The following is a 16,885-nucleotide window of genomic DNA, read 5'->3' as shown; positions in this document are numbered from 1 at the left end:
CTTTTGGGGTAGCCATGCTTCAGGCTGAATTCATATTCCCACCCCTGAAAACCATGCTCATCCAGGATCTGACTGACGACTTCCGGAACGGATTTATTCACAAAGAAACGGTGTGAGCGGAATTGTTTATCCAGAAGCGAGAAGCGAGGTTCAATAATAACAAGATAGCTGACCTGGTCTGCGGAGCCCGTCAGACGACGGAAATCGGTGATATAACCGTGAACAATCTTCTGCGATTCGAATTTCTGCAGAGGTCCAATGCCCATAATCAGCGTCACCGCTTTGCGCAGCATCCGGTCTGGTGAGATGTCATTATCCGGGCTGGTGAACATCACGCTGTAAAGGTAGTTCTCGCTCAGCGCTTCCATGCCCGTAAGATTTTCCACATCAATCGGTGAATTGCAGGCTGGAATCAATAAAGAATATCGATTGAGCGTAGAGGAAATTACCGATGCTGTTTTTTCTATTAGGCCAGAGGGGATCATTGTCATTCTCTCCTTGATGACGAATTGTTATGTCTCCCACTAATTGCAGAGAGAATAACGTCAGTAATATTTTTATTTCTTGATTGCCGATAATTACTTCTTTGTCAAGCTATCAGGTATTAACGTCACCGATATCGCATGCTTTTCCATAGGGAAAAACCGCCCCCCAGTGATTGTTATACGGCTGCTGCGACTACTAAATTTGATAAATTCTCACTCTGTTTCAGGCACGCTACCGCCCGTGGCCGTTAACCGAGGCCTATAAGGTCTGAGGCATCTGTAAATCGGTGTATTTTTCAGAGGCGTATCTGCGCGCAGGCGAACCTCTGAAAAAGCGGACAGTGAACCACCCACACGGGCTTACGCGAAGGCGCGTTCGTGCAATGAATTGGAATGAATGATTTTGACATCCTTGTAAGTCCAGGTTTTTATTCGCTGCGCAATTCAATCTGCTTCAGGTAGTTGCGCTTCTTTTTATAAGTGCCCTTGATGTCGTGCATCACAGGGTTAACCTTCACCACCCTTGCGTTCTCCTTATGAACGAGAGAGTAAGCTCGATTGACTTATGCGCCCCTGCGGTGTGCAGGCACTGGCATAAATTGGAACGGACTTTCAAAGCCCCAGTTTGATAAACCACACTTATGATTCAATCGTATAAATAATGGAGAAAAGCATTAAGACCCGACTTTTCCTGTAAGTTCGCGCACGAATATAAAGTAATCAGTGGACCTAAAGCAACATCCTGATACGATCTCTTATTGCTGATTTATATAAGGAAATTCTTAAATTTGGCTTTAAGTCATTGTTAGGTGGCTCATAATTTAGTCAGAAATATCTGAAAAAAATTTTTGAGAAAATTTATTCTCAGGCGGTCACTTCATTCAAATGAGGACAAACCAGTAAGCAAATATAACAACTTTCTCCGAGAGATTATTTTGGAGGGGCGATTGCCGTGATCGTTGCGCCCGGTACACATTGCCGAGGTTAAGGGGGGGGGAAAGCGCCACCGCTATCTCTATTTCACAAATAGCACTCAGTTTGGGACACATTTTCCTCTCTATCAGAGATGCCGGCAGATCTGGGCTTTAACCGAAAGGATATAATTCATTGCATTAGCGGGTTGCTATTAATGGAAAAAAGCAAAAGTGGTCATGTAGAATTATAAGAAATCGTCCTTAAGCTAAAACCTCATGACATTAAATAATGATTATTTAGGACTTCACCATCCTAATTCGACGCCAAAACCGAAGTCTGAGTCCATGCCGATAACGGATCGCAATCTCGCGCTCTGGTATCGGCAGTTTGGCGATCCTGTTGATGTACTGACGCTGGAATCCTCCTCTTTATTCCCTTGTTCCGCTGACCTGCTGCGCGTGCAAATGCACTATGCGCCAGTGAACGCATCTGATCTGATCCCGATTACCGGTGCTTATCGTCATCGTGTCGCGCCGCCACAGGTCGCTGGCTACGAAGGCGTGGGCACCGTGATCGCCGCGCCCTCTGCTTACTCACATTTAGTGGGGCAACGCGTGTTACCGCTGCGTGGTGTGGGCTGCTGGCAACGTTATGTGGATATCGATCCACAGCTCGCTATTCCGGTCCCATCGGATATTACGAGTACGCTGGCCGCACGCGCCTATATCAATCCGCTGGCCGCCTGGCTGATGCTGCAGCAATGGCCGGTCAGCGGTAAAAATGTCCTGATCACTGCCGGTGGTTCCGCCTGCGCACTTTTGCTGGCCCAGTGGGCGAAACTGCACGGTGCACGACGCGTGGTGTTGGTGTATCGCTCGTCAGCACATGTAGAAAAGTTGGACGCCCTCGGCCTGACTGCGTTGCAGGAGACTGCGCGGGAAGCGATTGAAGCAGTGAGTGCGCAAACCGATATCGTGTTTGATGCGGTCGGCGGCGATGTGGGGCAGTTGATCTGGCGAACGCTAGCTGAGCACGCACAGTTTGTGACTTATGGAGTATTGAGCGGCACGCCAGTAAAAGTGAATGCTATCCGTCCGGCGCTGCACTGGTTCCATGTGCGGCACACCTTAGGTGATATTGGCGCGGCACTTTGGCAACAGCTTTTCTCAGAAGTCTGGCCGTTGCTGCGCGACAGCGAGTGTGGTGAGGTGGAAATTTTCCCATTGAGCGAGTGGCGCGCGGCTATTGAGAGTTATCACCAGTCGGGTCGTACGCGCAAACCCCTGCTGTGTCTGGACGAGTAAAGAGAGGCTGAGCAGCCTCTCTGTTCAATCGATTATTTGGCCGCAGCCTGCAGCCAGGCGACCACCAGCGGGGATAGCCGATTTTGCAGCGCCGCCCGTTCTGACTGGAACAGCGTCGCGACAAAGAACGGATGATCGGTCAGTTCAACACCGCGTACGTCACGATCCAAATCCCATGAAGTAATCTTTAGATTATTAGTGGCCAGCGCGTCACTGAATTCCGGGTTCACGCCGAAATTGCAGTGATACCCTTCATCACTTTCCAGCGCGCCGTAAGCTTGCGCAATCCGTGAGCCCGGTTCGAAAGTCACCGTGCCACGCTGTTCCACCAGCGAACAGGCCAGCGGCGCAATCACCCAGCGCCCACTTTCATCGGTTTCCGCATGCCCGGCATCTTCCCAACCCAGTACATTGCGGGCGTACTCCACCACCGCATACTGGAAACCGCCACACGAACCGAGGAACGGTTTGTGGTTTTCACGCGCCCAGCGGATCGTCGCAAAGACACCTTCGTCGTTGAGATACGGGCTGCCCGGCACCACCCAAATGGCATCGTAATCGTTCCAGTTGTGTTGATGGATGTCTGGGGTGGCGATCCAGTCGGCGGTGACGTCGAGCGAGAGGGATTTTGCGGCAAACTGTACAGCAGGAGGAATGGCTTGATGTGCAACGGCATTGGCACGGTAATCGCCAACAAGGGCGACACGAACTGACTGCGTCATGGCTACGTCCTTTTAGGGAAAAAACGAGGTTACAGCAAACATCACGACCTGTCTAAGCGCATTTCAGCGCGATATCACTCACTTTCGTTTTCGCGCGTTTTGGTTATAGCCTGCTTTTTATACGGCTAAACATTCATCTTTGTGGTGATTAACTCGACGGATGTTGAACACGAAATCGTTTACTTCTTTTACGGTTTTAATTAATTCGTGATTTTGTGCGCAGGATCAACAAATTAGCCATTTGGAAACTTTAGTCAGCCTATTACGCTCAACTATCAAGCAATTGTGCTTAGTAAATGTACATTCACGGTCTTTATATTGGTATAATTTATCATCTATAGCGTTATGTTCTGTAAAATACACCTTAAGCGGTTTATATCAGGAAAATGATCCTAAGGATCTCCAGTTAGCATGATTATTCTGGTATAATGCCACACAGCAATATTTAACACTGATTTACAACTTCTTATAACGGCATTAACCCTACCTGTTACAAGTATTTCAGCGTGCAAAAAATGCTTGCCCTGTTGGCCTGATTCAGCCAAATTAGGCGCCGTTTTTCCTTTCTAATAACAATGTTGCGCGGGATTACTCAGCCCGACGCAGACTTAATTCCTGTCGTAAAACAGGCTATGTATAAACTGAGGTACACGTGTCAACTGCAAACAAACACACTGGCGAGGCAGTAAGCCTCAACGCGTTCAAGCAACCGAAAGCGTTTTATCTGATCTTCTCCATCGAACTGTGGGAGCGTTTCGGCTACTACGGTCTGCAAGCCATCATGGCCGTTTACCTGGTGAAACAGCTGGGCATGTCCGAAGCGGACTCCATTACCCTGTTCACCTCGTTCAGCGCCCTGGTTTACGGCATGGTCGCGATTGGCGGCTGGCTGGGCGATAAAGTATTGGGTACCAAACGCGTGATTGTGCTCGGCGTGATCGTGCTGGCGCTCGGTTATGCACTGATCGCTTTCTCAGGTCATGACACTGCGATGGTGTACGTCGGTATGGCGACTATCGCCGTGGGTAGTGGCTTGTTTAAAGCCAACCCTTCTTCTCTGCTGTCTACCTGCTACGAGAAAGATGATCCGCGCATCGACGGTGCGTTCACGATGTTCTATATGTCGATCAACATCGGTTCTCTGTTCTCGATGATGCTGACACCGTGGTTGGCTGCACATTACGGCTGGGGCGCAGCGTTCTCGCTCTCCGTGGTGGGTCTGGTGATTACCTTACTGAACTTCCTGTTCTGCCAGCGCCTGGTGAAAAACTACGGTTCTAAACCGGACTTTGCGCCACTGAATGTCAGCAAATTGCTGATGACGCTGGTAGGTGTGGTGGCGCTGGTTGCCATTGCCGCCTGGTTGTTGCATCACCAAAGCATTGCGCGTATGGCACTGGGCGTGATTGCCATCGGCATCGTGCTGGTGTTCGCGAAAGAAGCCTTTGCCCTGCAGGGTGCAGCACGCCGTAAAATGATCGTCGCCTTCCTGCTGATGCTCGAAGCGATTGTGTTCTTCGTGCTCTACATGCAGATGCCAACCTCATTGAACTTCTTCGCTATTCGTAACGTTGAGCATGCCATTCTGGGCATTACCTTCGAACCTGAACAGTTCCAGGCACTGAACCCGTTCTGGATCATGCTGGCCAGCCCGATTCTGGCAGCGGTTTACAACAAGCTGGGCGACAAACTGCCTATGCCACACAAGTTCGCGATTGGTATGGTGCTGTGCTCTGCTGCGTTCCTGGTGCTGCCATTTGGTGCCAGGTTCGCTAACGATGCCGGTATTGTGTCTGTGAACTGGTTGATCATCAGCTATGCACTGCAGAGTGTGGGCGAACTGATGATTTCCGGTCTTGGCCTGGCGATGGTGGCGCAGTTAGTCCCACAGCGTCTGATGGGCTTCATCATGGGTTCCTGGTTCCTGACCACGGCGGGTGCTGCAATGATTGCCGGTAAAGTGGCGAATCTGATGGCCGTACCGAATAATGTGACCGATCCGCATGCTTCACTGGAAGTTTACAGCCATGTGTTCCAGCAGATTGGTATTGCGACCGGTGTTATCGCTATCCTGATGCTGATCACCGCGCCACTGCTGAACCGCATGACGCAGAGTGATGCTTCACAGCCTGAACTGAAAAGTGCTAACGCCAATCAGTAATGAAGGTGATGTGAATAAGCCGGGCAAACGCCCGGCTTTTTTATTTCCTGTTACTCATTTCTTTCCACCGCTTTAACGTTTCCTGCTGCCAAAGCTTCGCTTTTTATCCACTTCCCCGCATGATGACGGCTTCCTGTTAAACGTGCTGGAATCATCATGGATAGATTTGAAGAACTTCAGGTATTTGTCGCGGTGATTCAGCAAGGCAGCCTGGCGAGTGCTGCACGTTTTTTACAGCGCTCCCCTCCCGTTATTACCCGCACATTGAATGCCCTCGAGTCCCGGTTGGGCACGACCCTGATTGAACGCACCACTCGTCAACTGGCGCCCACTGAAGCGGGCTGGCAGCTGTTCGAACGGGCTCAGCAAATATTAGGTGATTATCAGCACGCGCTCGATAGCGCGCATCACAGTGGCCTGCAGGGGCTGCTGCGCATCACCGCACCCGTGCCTTTCGGCCGCCGCCATATCATGCCGCTGGTGAATGCATTCTTGCAGCAACATCCCGAGATGCAAATCGAAGTGGTGCTGAGTGACAGCTATCAGGATCTCATTGAGAACGGGTTGGATATCGCGCTGCGCATTGGCGAATTACAGGATTCTTCAATGGTGGCACGTAAAGTAGGCAGCGTGCGTTCGACCTTGGTGGCGAGCCCGGAATATCTCCGGCTTGCAGGTACTCCCGCCCATCCGGCAGAGCTACAGCACCATACGGTGGTCACCAGTTTGCGTAACACACGTGAATGGCGCTTTGCCCAGGATTTACGCGTGCGCATTTTGCCTCGTCTGCGCGTAAACGATATTGAAAGCCAGCTGGAAACGCTACGTGGCGGTCAGGGGATTGGACGTTTGCTGTCGTACCAGGTGCTGGATGATATTCGTGATGGCAAACTGATCCGTTTATTACCCGAGTGGGAGCCTGCTCCCTTGCCGGTACAACTGGTCACACAGCGGGTTAAAAACATGACGCCTAAGGTGCGTCAGTTCTGGGACTATGCGCTGGAACAATTGCCTGCGCTACCTTGTTTTACGCAGGAAAAGTTTAAAGCGGACCGTAATTCCTGATCGCGGTCACTGGTAAAAAATTTTCGCAGATTTATGCTAATTCGATCACAACCACACTTCCAGGAGAAGCCATGATGAAACTCTATTGCAAGCCCGGTGCCTGTTCGTTGTCACCGCATATTGTTGCGCGTGAATGCGGGTTGGACTTTACCCAGGTCAATGTTGATCTGCAGAAAAAGGTCACCGAGCAGGGAGAAGATTACTGGCAGATTAACCCCAAAGGACAGGTTCCAGCGCTGCAGTTTGATGACGGCAGCTTGTTAACCGAAGGCGTTGCCATTGTGCAGTATCTGGCGGATCTGAAGCCGGATCGCAATTTACTGGCACCGACCGGCAGCCTGACGCGCTACCACACCCTTGAATGGCTGAGCTTTGTCAGCAGTGAACTGCATAAAACCTTCTCGCCGCTGTTCCGTCCGGACACGCCGGAAGAGTACAAAGCGATTGTACGGGCGCAGTTAGAGAAAAAATATCAGGCGGTGAATGAAGCGCTGCAGGATAAGCAGTGGCTGATGGGACTACGTTTCACCGTGGCCGATGTCTACCTGTTTGTGGTCACGCGTTGGGCAAAAGCCATCAAGTTGGATTTGAGCGGGTTAACGGCGCTTGAATCCTGGTTTGATCGCGTGGCGGAGCGCCCTGCGGTGCAGGCAGCATTGAAGGCGGAAGGTTTGGTTTAAGCCGATTCAGGCGCACTCTGTGCGCCTGTTTTGCCTCGTGTCTGCAGGCCACCGGGTGGTCGCCTGCAGATTTCGCAGCCGTTACAGCTTCTCAGCAGCAAAGTGCTGAGTCGGTTGTGCAATCGCATCCTGCGCTGCCACCAGTTGCAGCTCGTACTCGCCCATCTCGTGAGTTTTCAGCATCACTTCATAGACTGCAGCGGTAACGTGTTCCAGTGCATCCTGTAACGATTTGCCGTGCAGCAGATCGACCAGCAGCAAACCACTGGTGAGATCGCCCACGCCCACCGGCTGACGAACCCCGAAATCCACCAGCGGACGGCTGATATGCCAGCACTCATCAGCGGTGACCAGCAGCATCTCAAAGCGATCGCTGCGACGTCCGGCACGCGCCAGATGTTTCACCAGCACCACTTTCGGCCCTTGCGCCACTAACGCGCGTGCCGCCACTACCGCCTGCTCAACATTCGCCACTTCGTGGCCGCTGAGCATTTCCAGCTCCAGCAGGTTCGGTGCGATGATATCGCTGGCTGGCATCGCCATCTTGCAATGGAACTCCGCGACGCCAGGCGCCACAATGCAGCCCTTTTCAGGGTGGCCCATCACCGGATCGCAGAAGAACCAGGCGTTGGGGTTAGCGGCTTTCACCTGACGCACGATCTCCAGAATCTGCTCGCCCTGCTCTGCAGACCCTAAATAGCCGCTCAGCACCGCATCACAGGTCTTCAGACGGTCAATCGCCGCAATGCCTTTGACGATGTCGGTCAAATGGGTCGCTGGCATCACGGTGCCGGTCCAGTGACCGTATTGCGTGTGATTAGAAAACTGTACGGTGTTTAACGGCCAAACGTTTGCGCCCATACGGCGCATGGGGAATTCGGCGGCGCTGTTACCGGCGTGGCCGTAAACCACATGAGACTGGATTGCGAGGATATTTTTCATTATTGCCCTGTACTGCCTTGCCATAAAAAAGGGCCGGAAACCGGCCCTCGAACCTTACTGCCAGTTAATCAGGCAGTAGTGTTTTTTACCGCGACGCAACAGCGTGAAGCGACCAAACAGTTTGTCGCTGTCGCTGAAACGATACTCGGCGTCAGATTGTTTTTCACCGTTTAGCGACACGGCGTTAGAACCGATCATGGTACGTGCCTGACCACGAGATGGCACCAGTTCAGCCGCCACCAGCGCCTGCTGCAGATCGTCTTCCGCTTTCAGGTTAATCACTGGCATACCGTCCTGCGCTAACTGCTCGAAGTCCGCTTCGGTCATCTCGGTCAGGCTGCCTGAGAACAGGCTGTCGGTAATACGTTTTGCCGCCGTCAGACCCGCTTCGCCGTGCACCAGACGTGTTACCTGCTCTGCCAGCACGTATTGGGCGCGTGGCGCTTTACCGCTGTTCTTGTCTTCTTCTTCCAGCGCATTGATCTCTTCAATGCTCATAAAGGTGAAAAACTTCAGGAAGCGATACACGTCAGCATCGGCGGTGTTGATCCAGAACTGGTAGAATTTGTATGGGCTGGTTTTCTTCGCATCGAGCCACACTGCGCCACCTTCGGTTTTACCGAATTTGGTGCCATCAGATTTGGTGATCAATGGAACGGTCAAGCCCCATGCCTGCTGCTGATGCAGACGGCGCGTCAGATCGATACCTGACGTGATGTTGCCCCACTGGTCAGAACCGCCAATCTGCAGCACCACATCGTGACGCTTGTTCAGTTCCGCAAAGTCGTAACCCTGCAGCAGGTTGTAGGAGAACTCGGTGTAAGAAATACCCTGATCTTCACGGTTCAGACGCTGCTTCACCGCTTCGCGGTTGATCATCTGGTTCACCGAGAAGTGCTTACCGATGTCACGCAGGAAAGTCAGCACGTTCATGCCGCCAAACCAGTCGTAGTTGTTCGCTGCGATAGCACTATTATCACCGCAGTCGAAGCTGAGGAAAGGCGCCACCTGGTTGCGGATCTTCTCAACCCATTCGCCCACGGTATCCGCGGTGTTAAGTTTACGTTCTGCTGCTTTAAAGCTGGGATCGCCAATCAGACCGGTGGCACCACCCACCAGCGCGACCGGCTTGTGTCCGGCGTCCTGAAAACGTTTCAGGCAGAGCAGCGGCACCAGATGGCCCAAATGCAAGCTATCAGCGGTCGGATCGAAGCCGCAATAGAGTGCAATTGGCCCTTGCGCCAGTCGCTCTGCTAACGCTTCCTCGTCCGTTACCTGGGCGACTAAGCCCCTTTCTTGCAATTGTTGTATCAGGTTACTGCTGGTCATCACTGACTCCAAATTGATCAGACTGCACCTAGGCTGGTACACAGCTTTCCGCTGAGATGCGGATACGAAAAAAATGAGGGCTATAGCATAAAGCGCTGACGCCAACTGCGCCAGCGTTGAAAGGGGGTAAAACGCAGTTTTACGGCGCTAAACGGTCAATCGTCCAGCCGTTGCCTTCACGTTGGTAGAGGAAGCGGTCATGCAGGCGATGTTCGCCGCCCTGCCAGAACTCCACGGTATGGAATTTGACGCGATATCCGCCCCAGAAACTGGGTAAAGGCACTTCGCCTTGCTGGAATTTTTGCTTAAGTTCAAGGAACTTGCCTTCCAGCACACCACGCGCCGAAATACGGCTTGATTGCTTCGACACCCAAGCACCGATCTGGCTATCCCGTGGGCGGCTGCTAAAGTATTTCAGCACTTCCAGTGGCGACAGTTTTTCCACTTCCCCTAATACCATCACCTGGCGTTCAAGAAAGTGCCATGGGAAATGCAGCGAGATGCGCGGATTGTCCGCCAACTGCAGCGCTTTGCGGCTGCCCAGATTGGTGTAAAACACCATGCCTTGTTCATCGTAATGCTTCAGCAACACAATACGCTGATAAGGCTGGCCGCTGCTGTCAACGGTGGCGACGGTCATTGCTGTAGGATCGGGCAATTGGGCATCGCACGCCTGCTTGAGCCAGTGTTCAAACAACGCCAGCGGATTGTCTGGCAGATCGTTACGTCTAAGCCCGCCGCGAGTGTACTCACGGCGCAAATGGGCAATGTTTTGCAAGCTGTCACTGTCGCTCATGCTGATTCTCTTCGTTACTGGGCGGACGTATCCGCATTTTGCAATTCACAGTCATTAATCACGATTTTGTCATTACGCTCAACAAAAGCGCCATTGCCTTTCGACCAGAAGACATAAGTGCCGTCGCTGTAGCGCGCGCCGGAAGCTGATACGGTTTGGGTTAAGGTGAGCGGTTTACCATCCAGAATAAAGCTCACCTGCTGCTTCGGATTGTCCAGTGTCACCGTTAACGGTAATGTGCCGCACTGATAGCGCAATGTCTGTGGTGTAGGCTGCTCTTTGTGCATCATGCCGCAGCCACTCATCGTGACGACACAGCTCAACAGAATAACGATTTTTTTCATCTTTCACTCCTTAATGTGTCAATCGGGCATTCGCCGGATAAATGGCGCCCAATACACTCATTTCCCGTGCACCGGTGACGGCAGGCAAATTGCCTGGCAAACCGGACAAGGTGCGAAACGCCAGCCAGGCGAAGGCCAACGCTTCCATATCATCACCACTGATCCCGGCGTCATCCGTCGTCCCCACTTCAGTACCCGGCAAATGGGCCGCCAGCCGCGCCATCAGCAATGGGTTGCGACTGCCGCCACCACACACCAGCAGGCGAACGCAGCCATCATTGAGCTGAACTTGTTGAGCAATGGTCAATGCGGTGAGTTCGCTGAGTGTGGCCTGCACATCCTGCGGTGCCAGCGCCGGGAAACGCTGTAATTGACGTTCAACCCAGCCGAGATTGAAGTATTCACGACCGGTACTTTTCGGTGGTGGCAGCGCGAACCAGGGGTCGTTGAGCATTTCCTCCAGCAGTGCAGGCACCACCTGACCACTGCGCGCCCAGCTAGCATCCTTATCATAGGGCACGCCCTTATGACGCCAAATCCAGGCATCAATCAACATATTGCCAGGCCCGGTATCAAAGCCACGCACAGGCTGACCGGGGATCAATAATGACAGATTGGCAATACCGCCAATGTTGAGCACCATGCGCCGTTCAACGCTGTCCATCAACAGCGCCTGATGGAACGCGGGAACCAGTGGCGCGCCTTGTCCGCCTAAGGCCATGTCGCGACGACGAAAATCGGCCACCACGGTAATTCCCGTGGCGGCGGCGATTTGATTGCTGTCCCCAATCTGTAGCGTATTCGGGGCGTCGCTCTGCGGCTCATGCCACACGGTCTGACCATGACAACCTATTGCCATGATGTCGCTGGCTTCCAGCGATTGCTGCTGCATTAGCGTTAACACCGCTTCGGCAAATAGCTTGCCCAGCCGTGTATCCAGTTGGCCGAGTTGCGACAGCGTCAGCGATTGCCCCTGACAGATTGCCAGCACCTGTTGCCGAATCTCCTGCGGCATCGGGTGACAATAGCTGGCCTGCTGCGCGACCATATGATTATCAATCACCGCCAGTACCACATCGACACCGTCGAGGCTGGTGCCGGACATCACACCAATATAGCGTCCTGATTTCATAGCGGTTCCTTACTCACGCGCGAGTCTTCAATTCGATTCTGTTTAGCCTGGCAAATATCAGCGGCTAATTCTATGATAAAATTCCGCTTCTCAACCGCACCGCACACGGCATTTCAGCGATAAAATATTTTCAGCACGAAATTGAATTTTTGTTGAGGGGCAATGGTCTATCCTTCGCCTCAGCCGCGTATTATTTGGACATAGAGTCAATTGCCAGCTTTCTGTCTTATACTCTTGCTGTAGAGGACGAGAACATGGCGTTTTTTTGCATTAAGGAGCTTTCTGATGATTAAGCGTTTTGTAGCCGTGGCACTGACCGGCCTGACGCTGGCAGGTTGTGTCAGCAATGACACCCTTTCCGGTGATGTGTATAGCGCCAATGAAGCCAAACAAGTACAAAGTGTCTCATACGGTACTCTGGTGTCGGTTCGCCCGGTTAAAATCCAGGGTGGCGATGAAAATAACGTGATTGGCGCGATTGGTGGTGCGGTGCTGGGTGGTTTCCTCGGTAACACCATTGGTGGTGGCACCGGTCGCAGCCTGGCCACAGCAGGCGGTGCGGTACTTGGCGGCGTAGCAGGCCAGGGCGTGCAGGGTGCGGTCAACAAGTCTGACGGTGTTGAGCTGGAAATCCGTAAAGACGACGGCAACACCATTATGGTGGTGCAGAAGCAGGCCGCAACCCGTTACTCAGTGGGTCAGCGCGTCGTCATGGCGTCGAATGGCAGCCAGGTGACCGTTTCACCACGCTAAGCGAACAGATAAAAAAAACCGACGCCAGCGCGTCGGTTTTTTTATTTCTCGCGGTTTTGGAACTCGAGAATGTTTTTTTCCAGTCGAGCAATCAGCGTGACCATTTGATTAATCTCTTCGAGGCTGATGCCCGAAAGGATGTCATCGCGGGTCGCATCAATCACATTTTCAACCTGCTCGATAATCGGCTCGGCCTGCTTCGTCAACTTAATGCGTTTGGCACGACGGTCGTTAGCACAGGTGGCACGCGTGATGAGTCCCTTCTCTTCCAACTGATCCAGCGTACGCACCAGCGAAGGTTGTTCAATACCAATGGCTTTGGCCAGCTGGATCTGCGACTGCTCTGGCGGAAGTTGATGAATATTGTGTAACGTCACCCAATGCGTTTGTGTCAACTCAAGCGGCTTCAAACGCTGGTCAATCAAGGCACGCCAGATGCGTACCAGCCGAGACAGGTCTGTACCGAGGGGCGTATCCATTTCATCTCCTTATAATTAGCTTGCTAGCTATCAAGCCAGATTTTACACTATTCTGCGAGTTTACAGGACAAATTACAAATCCCAGGCCAGACGGCACGCTCTCTTCTACGCTAGTTTGAGAGAGAACCTGGGACAATGAAGGATGAAGACACGTGTCCATTACCGCACTTTCCGCCACCGCTCCGCTTACCGACCTGGTATTTGGTGCCTCGCTGTTCTTTCCGCCGCTGTTTAAAGCTGTGCTGCTGGGTTTCTTTTTCTGGTTACTGATTCACCCGTTGCTGCGCGGCTGGATGTACTCCGGCGACATCTGGCATCCCACCTTAATGGATCTTTCCCTGTTTGTTCTGTGCGTCACTGGCGCACTGTGGATACTGAGCCTCGGATAAATCACCATGAAATTCAACCCTTTTAAATACTTTTCAACACTGGTGGTGTTTGCCCTGGCCCTGATTGCCGGCTGGTGGATGTGGAACTACTACATGCAGTCACCGTGGACACGTGATGGCAAAGTGCGCGCTGAGCTGGTGGATATCACACCGGAAGTATCGGGCCGCATCATTGATCTCAAGGTGCATGACAACCAGTTTGTGCATAAAGGGGACATCCTTTTAAAGATCGATCCCGTGCCCTGGCAAATTGCGCTGGATAATGCGGATGCTCAACTGGCGAAGGCGCAATCCGATTTGGCCAAAGCCCAACACGAAGCCAATCGTCGTGCCAGCCTGCCACGTAATGTGATCTCAGCAGAAGATATGGATGCCGCACGACTGACAGCAAACGCCGCAGCAGCAACGGCTAAAGCGGCACAGGCGAGTCTGGATCAGGCGCGCTGGAATCTGCAACAAACCACGCTTACCGCGCCCACCGACGGTTGGATCAGCAACCTGACGCTGCGTCCCGGCAACTACGCCACCGCCGGAACACCGTTGTTCGCCCTGGTGGATAGCCACTCCTATTATGTGATGGGCTATTTCGAAGAGACCAAACTGCGTCACATTCAGCCCGGCGCCGACGCGCAAATCGTACTCTACAGTAATGGCACTCGCTTGCAGGGAAAAGTGGAGAGCATCGGGCGCGCTATTTACGATCAGAGCGTTTCAACCGATGGCGGTTTAGTGCCAGACATCAAACCCAACGTGCCTTGGGTGCGCCTGGCACAACGTGTGCCGGTACGCATTCGTTTGGATGCGATTCCGGATGATGTTCCGCTGGTGGCGGGCACCACCTGTACGATTTCCATCGCACATTGAGGCCGTCATGAATCTGCAGTGGCTGGCCTGGCAAAATCTGCCGTGGATTAAAGCAACCGGCGGCGAATGGCGCTATGCCTTGCGTAATGCGATTGCGATGTGTCTGGCGCTCACCATCGCCTATGCGCTGCAACTGGATGAACCCTATTGGGCGATGACCTCCGCCGCCGTGGTGAGTTTTCCCACCGTGGGCGGTGCGATCAGTAAAAGTCTGGGGCGTATTGTCGGCAGTCTGCTCGGTGCCACCGCCGCGCTGCTGATTGCCGGGCATACGCTCAACGAACCCTGGCTATTTGCCTTTTTTATGGCCGGCTGGCTGGCGTTTTGTACCTGGATCGCCAACCACTATCAAAACAATGTCGCCTACGCATTCTCTCTGGCCGGGTACACCGCAGCGATCATTGCCTTTAGCAGCGTCAATATTACCGATGTGACCCAATTGTGGGATATCACTCAGGCGCGCGTTTGCGAGGTGATTTCAGGCATTTTATGTGCCGGACTGATGATGATGGTTTTGCCCAGTACATCAGATGGCAACACCTTGATGACTTCACTGCGGCAGATGCACGCTCGTCTGCTCGACCATGCAGTTTTACTGCTGCAACAAAGCAGTACTGATAACGTGCGCACCGCGCATGAAAATGTCATCAGCCAGATTCTCACTATGAACTTGCTGCGTATTCAGGCCTTCTGGAGCCATTACCGCTATCGCCGTCAGAACAACGTGCTTAACTATGTTTTGCACCAGCAGTTACGCCTGACCAGCGTTCTCTCCAGCCTGCGCCGCATGCTGCTGAACTGGCCGGATGCACCACCGGAACTTTACACCGCCATTCAACAGTTGTTACACGAACTCGCATTGCCGCAGTGTGATAAATATCTTCTGGCGCGCATACTGCGCAGCGTAATACCGGAAGCCACCGGCGATTATCGTCAGCGCGCGTTTGTTCAGCGTTTACGTTATTTCTGCTGGGTTTACCTCAACGTTAATCGCTGGATACGTTTGATTGAGCGCGCAGACGCCGATACGCGCTTTCAACCGCCAAAAGTGCCCTCTTTGGCACGTGAAAGCGACAGCGCTGAAGCCGGCTGGAGTGCGTTGCGCACCTTCAGCGTGATCATGCTGGGCTGCGCTTTCTGGATTGGCACACAATGGGATGCAGGCGCAGCAGCGTTAACGCTGACGGCGATTGCCTGCGTGCTCTACTCTTCCGCTCCCTCCCCCAGCGGCAGCGTATCACTGTTGCTGAAAACCCTGCTATGGCTGTCGGTGTTTAGTTTTCTGCTGCAATACGGTTTGATGGTACAAATCAGCGCCCTGTGGCAATTTCTGCTGGTGCTGTTTCCGCTGCTGATCACCTTGCAACTGTTTAAGCTGCAGCAGAAAAAACGCGCGGGGATGTGGGGACAATTTATTGTTTTTATGGGTTCATTTATTGCCGTCACCAACCCGCCAGACTGGGATTACCAAAGCTTTCTCAACGATAATCTGGCCAAAGTGTGTGGCGTGCTGCTGGCATGGATGGCTTTTCAGGTACTGCGCCCCAGCTCCGATGCGCGCCGTAGCCGCAGGCATATTCGCGCGTTACGCCATGCATTTCTTGACCAGCTGCGACGCCATCCACGTCTCAGCGAGAGCCACTTTGAATCGCAGATTTACCACCACATCAGCCAGCTGAGTAGTAGCCGTGATGAACAGGCGCGTGTCTGGCTGCTGCGCTGGGGCGTGGTGCTGCTCAACTGTTCCCATATTGTCTGGCAATTACGCGAATGGCGGCCAGCCTCAGTCACTCTGGCGCAAATGCGCGATAGCAGTTTGCAGGATCTGCAACGGATTATGAGCCTGCGCGGCGTGCGTCATACTTCGTTGCAGGCCACGCTGGATGAGCTGGAAGGGATGATTGCGCAACTGCAGCAGCAGCCTGATAGCGAAGCCAATACGCTGGCGGGCATTTTATGGCGCCTGCGCTGTTCGTTAGCACAGTTAAGTCAGGCGGTGCCGGATTAATTACTGGCAATATTGTGTGGTCTGGCGGTTAAAATCGTCCTGCAACTGCTGCAAGGTTTTGTGCCCTTCAAAACGGGTTTTGTCTTGCTCGGTCATCGGCTCAATCACCAGGTATCGCTCCTCATACGAATAGATAAAGCGACGATCAAGAAACGTGCCGGTGAAACTTTTCCCCCGGATTGAGCCGCAAACCGTGGTTAACGTGCGGTGAAAAAACTCGGTGTGCAGGAAATTGGTTTCGGTGGCGCTGCGCAGCACATTCTGACAGCCCTGTGCCTGTAACTGTTCGAGCGTGTGCGGGGTAAGCCACTCCCGTCCGCGAGCGATATCTTCACAACTTGCACGCAGCGGGTTGGTATCAATGGTGCGCTGTAACTGGCGGCTGGTGTCTAACCTCAACTGCGTTTCGTTAGGTTGATCACATCCCGCGAGTAATACACATAACAGCAAAATCCCACGCGTTTTCATTCCTGCCCCTGAGAGGTTTTATTCCTGAATCAACATCATAGGACGGATA

General features: G+C 52.9%; 17 protein-coding genes. 8 read left to right on the top strand and 9 right to left on the bottom strand.

Going from position 1 to position 16,885, the window contains the following annotated elements; translation table 11 throughout:
- On the bottom strand, nt 1-485 hold a 485-nt coding region (locus tag AC1MDE_RS25070), incomplete at its 3' end, for a contractile injection system protein, VgrG/Pvc8 family (RefSeq protein WP_480345170.1).
- 1,259 nt (nt 486-1,744) lie between these two features.
- On the opposite strand from AC1MDE_RS25070, the gene AC1MDE_RS25065 reads away from it, so the two are divergent.
- Complete coding sequence (locus AC1MDE_RS25065) at nt 1,745-2,704, top strand: zinc-dependent alcohol dehydrogenase family protein (RefSeq protein WP_479398416.1); 960 nt, start codon at nt 1,745-1,747, stop codon at nt 2,702-2,704.
- A gap of 32 nt (nt 2,705-2,736) precedes the next feature.
- On the opposite strand, the gene AC1MDE_RS25060 is transcribed toward AC1MDE_RS25065, so the two are convergent.
- Nucleotides 2,737-3,426 (bottom strand): CTP synthase C-terminal region-related (seleno)protein, encoded by a 690-nt coding sequence (locus tag AC1MDE_RS25060; protein ID WP_058962471.1) that lies wholly within the window; start codon nt 3,424-3,426, stop codon nt 2,737-2,739.
- Between the two features lie 652 nt (nt 3,427-4,078).
- Here AC1MDE_RS25060 and dtpA point away from each other — a divergent pair.
- The 3 genes from dtpA to gstA all read left to right on the top strand — a co-directional run bounded on the left by dtpA (nt 4,079) and on the right by gstA (nt 7,332).
- The gene (dtpA, locus tag AC1MDE_RS25055; protein ID WP_479398413.1) at nt 4,079-5,587 is read left to right on the top strand and encodes a dipeptide/tripeptide permease DtpA; all 1,509 of its coding nucleotides are present in this window, start codon (nt 4,079-4,081) and stop codon (nt 5,585-5,587) included.
- A 156-nt stretch (nt 5,588-5,743) separates the two neighbouring features.
- Nucleotides 5,744-6,652, top strand: a complete 909-nt coding sequence (locus tag AC1MDE_RS25050) for a LysR family transcriptional regulator (RefSeq protein ID WP_479398411.1) — start codon at nt 5,744-5,746, stop codon at nt 6,650-6,652.
- A 74-nt stretch (nt 6,653-6,726) separates the two neighbouring features.
- Nucleotides 6,727-7,332 (top strand): glutathione transferase GstA, encoded by a 606-nt coding sequence (gene gstA, locus AC1MDE_RS25045; protein WP_196250085.1) that lies wholly within the window; start codon nt 6,727-6,729, stop codon nt 7,330-7,332.
- Nucleotides 7,333-7,413: 81 nt separating this feature from the next.
- Here gstA and pdxY read toward each other — a convergent pair whose 3' ends face one another.
- From pdxY to anmK, 5 genes are all read right to left on the bottom strand, one after another.
- Nucleotides 7,414-8,274, bottom strand: a complete 861-nt coding sequence (gene pdxY / locus AC1MDE_RS25040) for a pyridoxal kinase PdxY (RefSeq protein ID WP_045813989.1) — start codon at nt 8,272-8,274, stop codon at nt 7,414-7,416.
- Between the two features lie 54 nt (nt 8,275-8,328).
- A complete protein-coding gene (gene tyrS / locus AC1MDE_RS25035) occupies nt 8,329-9,603 on the bottom strand; it encodes a tyrosine--tRNA ligase (protein ID WP_058959765.1) in 1,275 nt (424 codons plus the stop codon).
- A gap of 139 nt (nt 9,604-9,742) precedes the next feature.
- Entirely contained in the window at nt 9,743-10,399 is a 657-nt protein-coding gene (gene pdxH / locus AC1MDE_RS25030) for a pyridoxamine 5'-phosphate oxidase (RefSeq protein WP_045834198.1), read from the bottom strand.
- Between the two features lie 14 nt (nt 10,400-10,413).
- On the bottom strand, nt 10,414-10,743 hold the full coding sequence (locus AC1MDE_RS25025) for an MliC family protein (RefSeq protein ID WP_058959764.1): 330 nt from the start codon (nt 10,741-10,743) through the stop codon (nt 10,414-10,416).
- A gap of 10 nt (nt 10,744-10,753) precedes the next feature.
- Nucleotides 10,754-11,875 (bottom strand): anhydro-N-acetylmuramic acid kinase, encoded by a 1,122-nt coding sequence (gene anmK, locus AC1MDE_RS25020; RefSeq protein WP_480345168.1) that lies wholly within the window; start codon nt 11,873-11,875, stop codon nt 10,754-10,756.
- A gap of 285 nt (nt 11,876-12,160) precedes the next feature.
- On the opposite strand from anmK, the gene slyB reads away from it, so the two are divergent.
- Complete coding sequence (gene slyB / locus AC1MDE_RS25015) at nt 12,161-12,628, top strand: outer membrane lipoprotein SlyB (protein WP_034821586.1); 468 nt, start codon at nt 12,161-12,163, stop codon at nt 12,626-12,628.
- Nucleotides 12,629-12,669: 41 nt separating this feature from the next.
- Here the strand turns inward: slyB and slyA are convergent, their stop codons facing one another.
- Nucleotides 12,670-13,107, bottom strand: a complete 438-nt coding sequence (gene slyA / locus AC1MDE_RS25010) for a transcriptional regulator SlyA (RefSeq protein WP_034821588.1) — start codon at nt 13,105-13,107, stop codon at nt 12,670-12,672.
- 152 nt (nt 13,108-13,259) lie between these two features.
- On the opposite strand from slyA, the gene AC1MDE_RS25005 reads away from it, so the two are divergent.
- The 3 genes from AC1MDE_RS25005 to AC1MDE_RS24995 are packed head-to-tail and all read left to right on the top strand — an operon-like array spanning nt 13,260 to nt 16,368.
- On the top strand, nt 13,260-13,496 hold the full coding sequence (locus AC1MDE_RS25005; protein ID WP_038647264.1) for a DUF1656 domain-containing protein: 237 nt from the start codon (nt 13,260-13,262) through the stop codon (nt 13,494-13,496).
- Nucleotides 13,497-13,502: 6 nt separating this feature from the next.
- Nucleotides 13,503-14,360 carry an efflux RND transporter periplasmic adaptor subunit gene (locus tag AC1MDE_RS25000; protein ID WP_058959762.1) on the top strand — a complete coding sequence of 286 codons (858 nt, stop codon included), beginning with the start codon at nt 13,503-13,505 and terminating at the stop codon, nt 14,358-14,360.
- A 7-nt stretch (nt 14,361-14,367) separates the two neighbouring features.
- Entirely contained in the window at nt 14,368-16,368 is a 2,001-nt protein-coding gene (locus AC1MDE_RS24995; RefSeq protein WP_480345167.1) for an FUSC family protein, read from the top strand.
- Here AC1MDE_RS24995 and AC1MDE_RS24990 read toward each other — a convergent pair whose 3' ends face one another.
- Nucleotides 16,369-16,836, bottom strand: a complete 468-nt coding sequence (locus tag AC1MDE_RS24990) for a hypothetical protein (RefSeq protein ID WP_034821596.1) — start codon at nt 16,834-16,836, stop codon at nt 16,369-16,371. It lies immediately after the preceding gene.
- Nucleotides 16,837-16,885 lie beyond the last annotated feature (49 nt).

The sequence above is a fragment of the Pantoea folii genome (genome assembly GCF_056678875.1).
The sequence above is the reverse complement of the archived record's forward strand: the minus strand, read 5'-3'. Positions and strand labels throughout refer to the sequence as shown.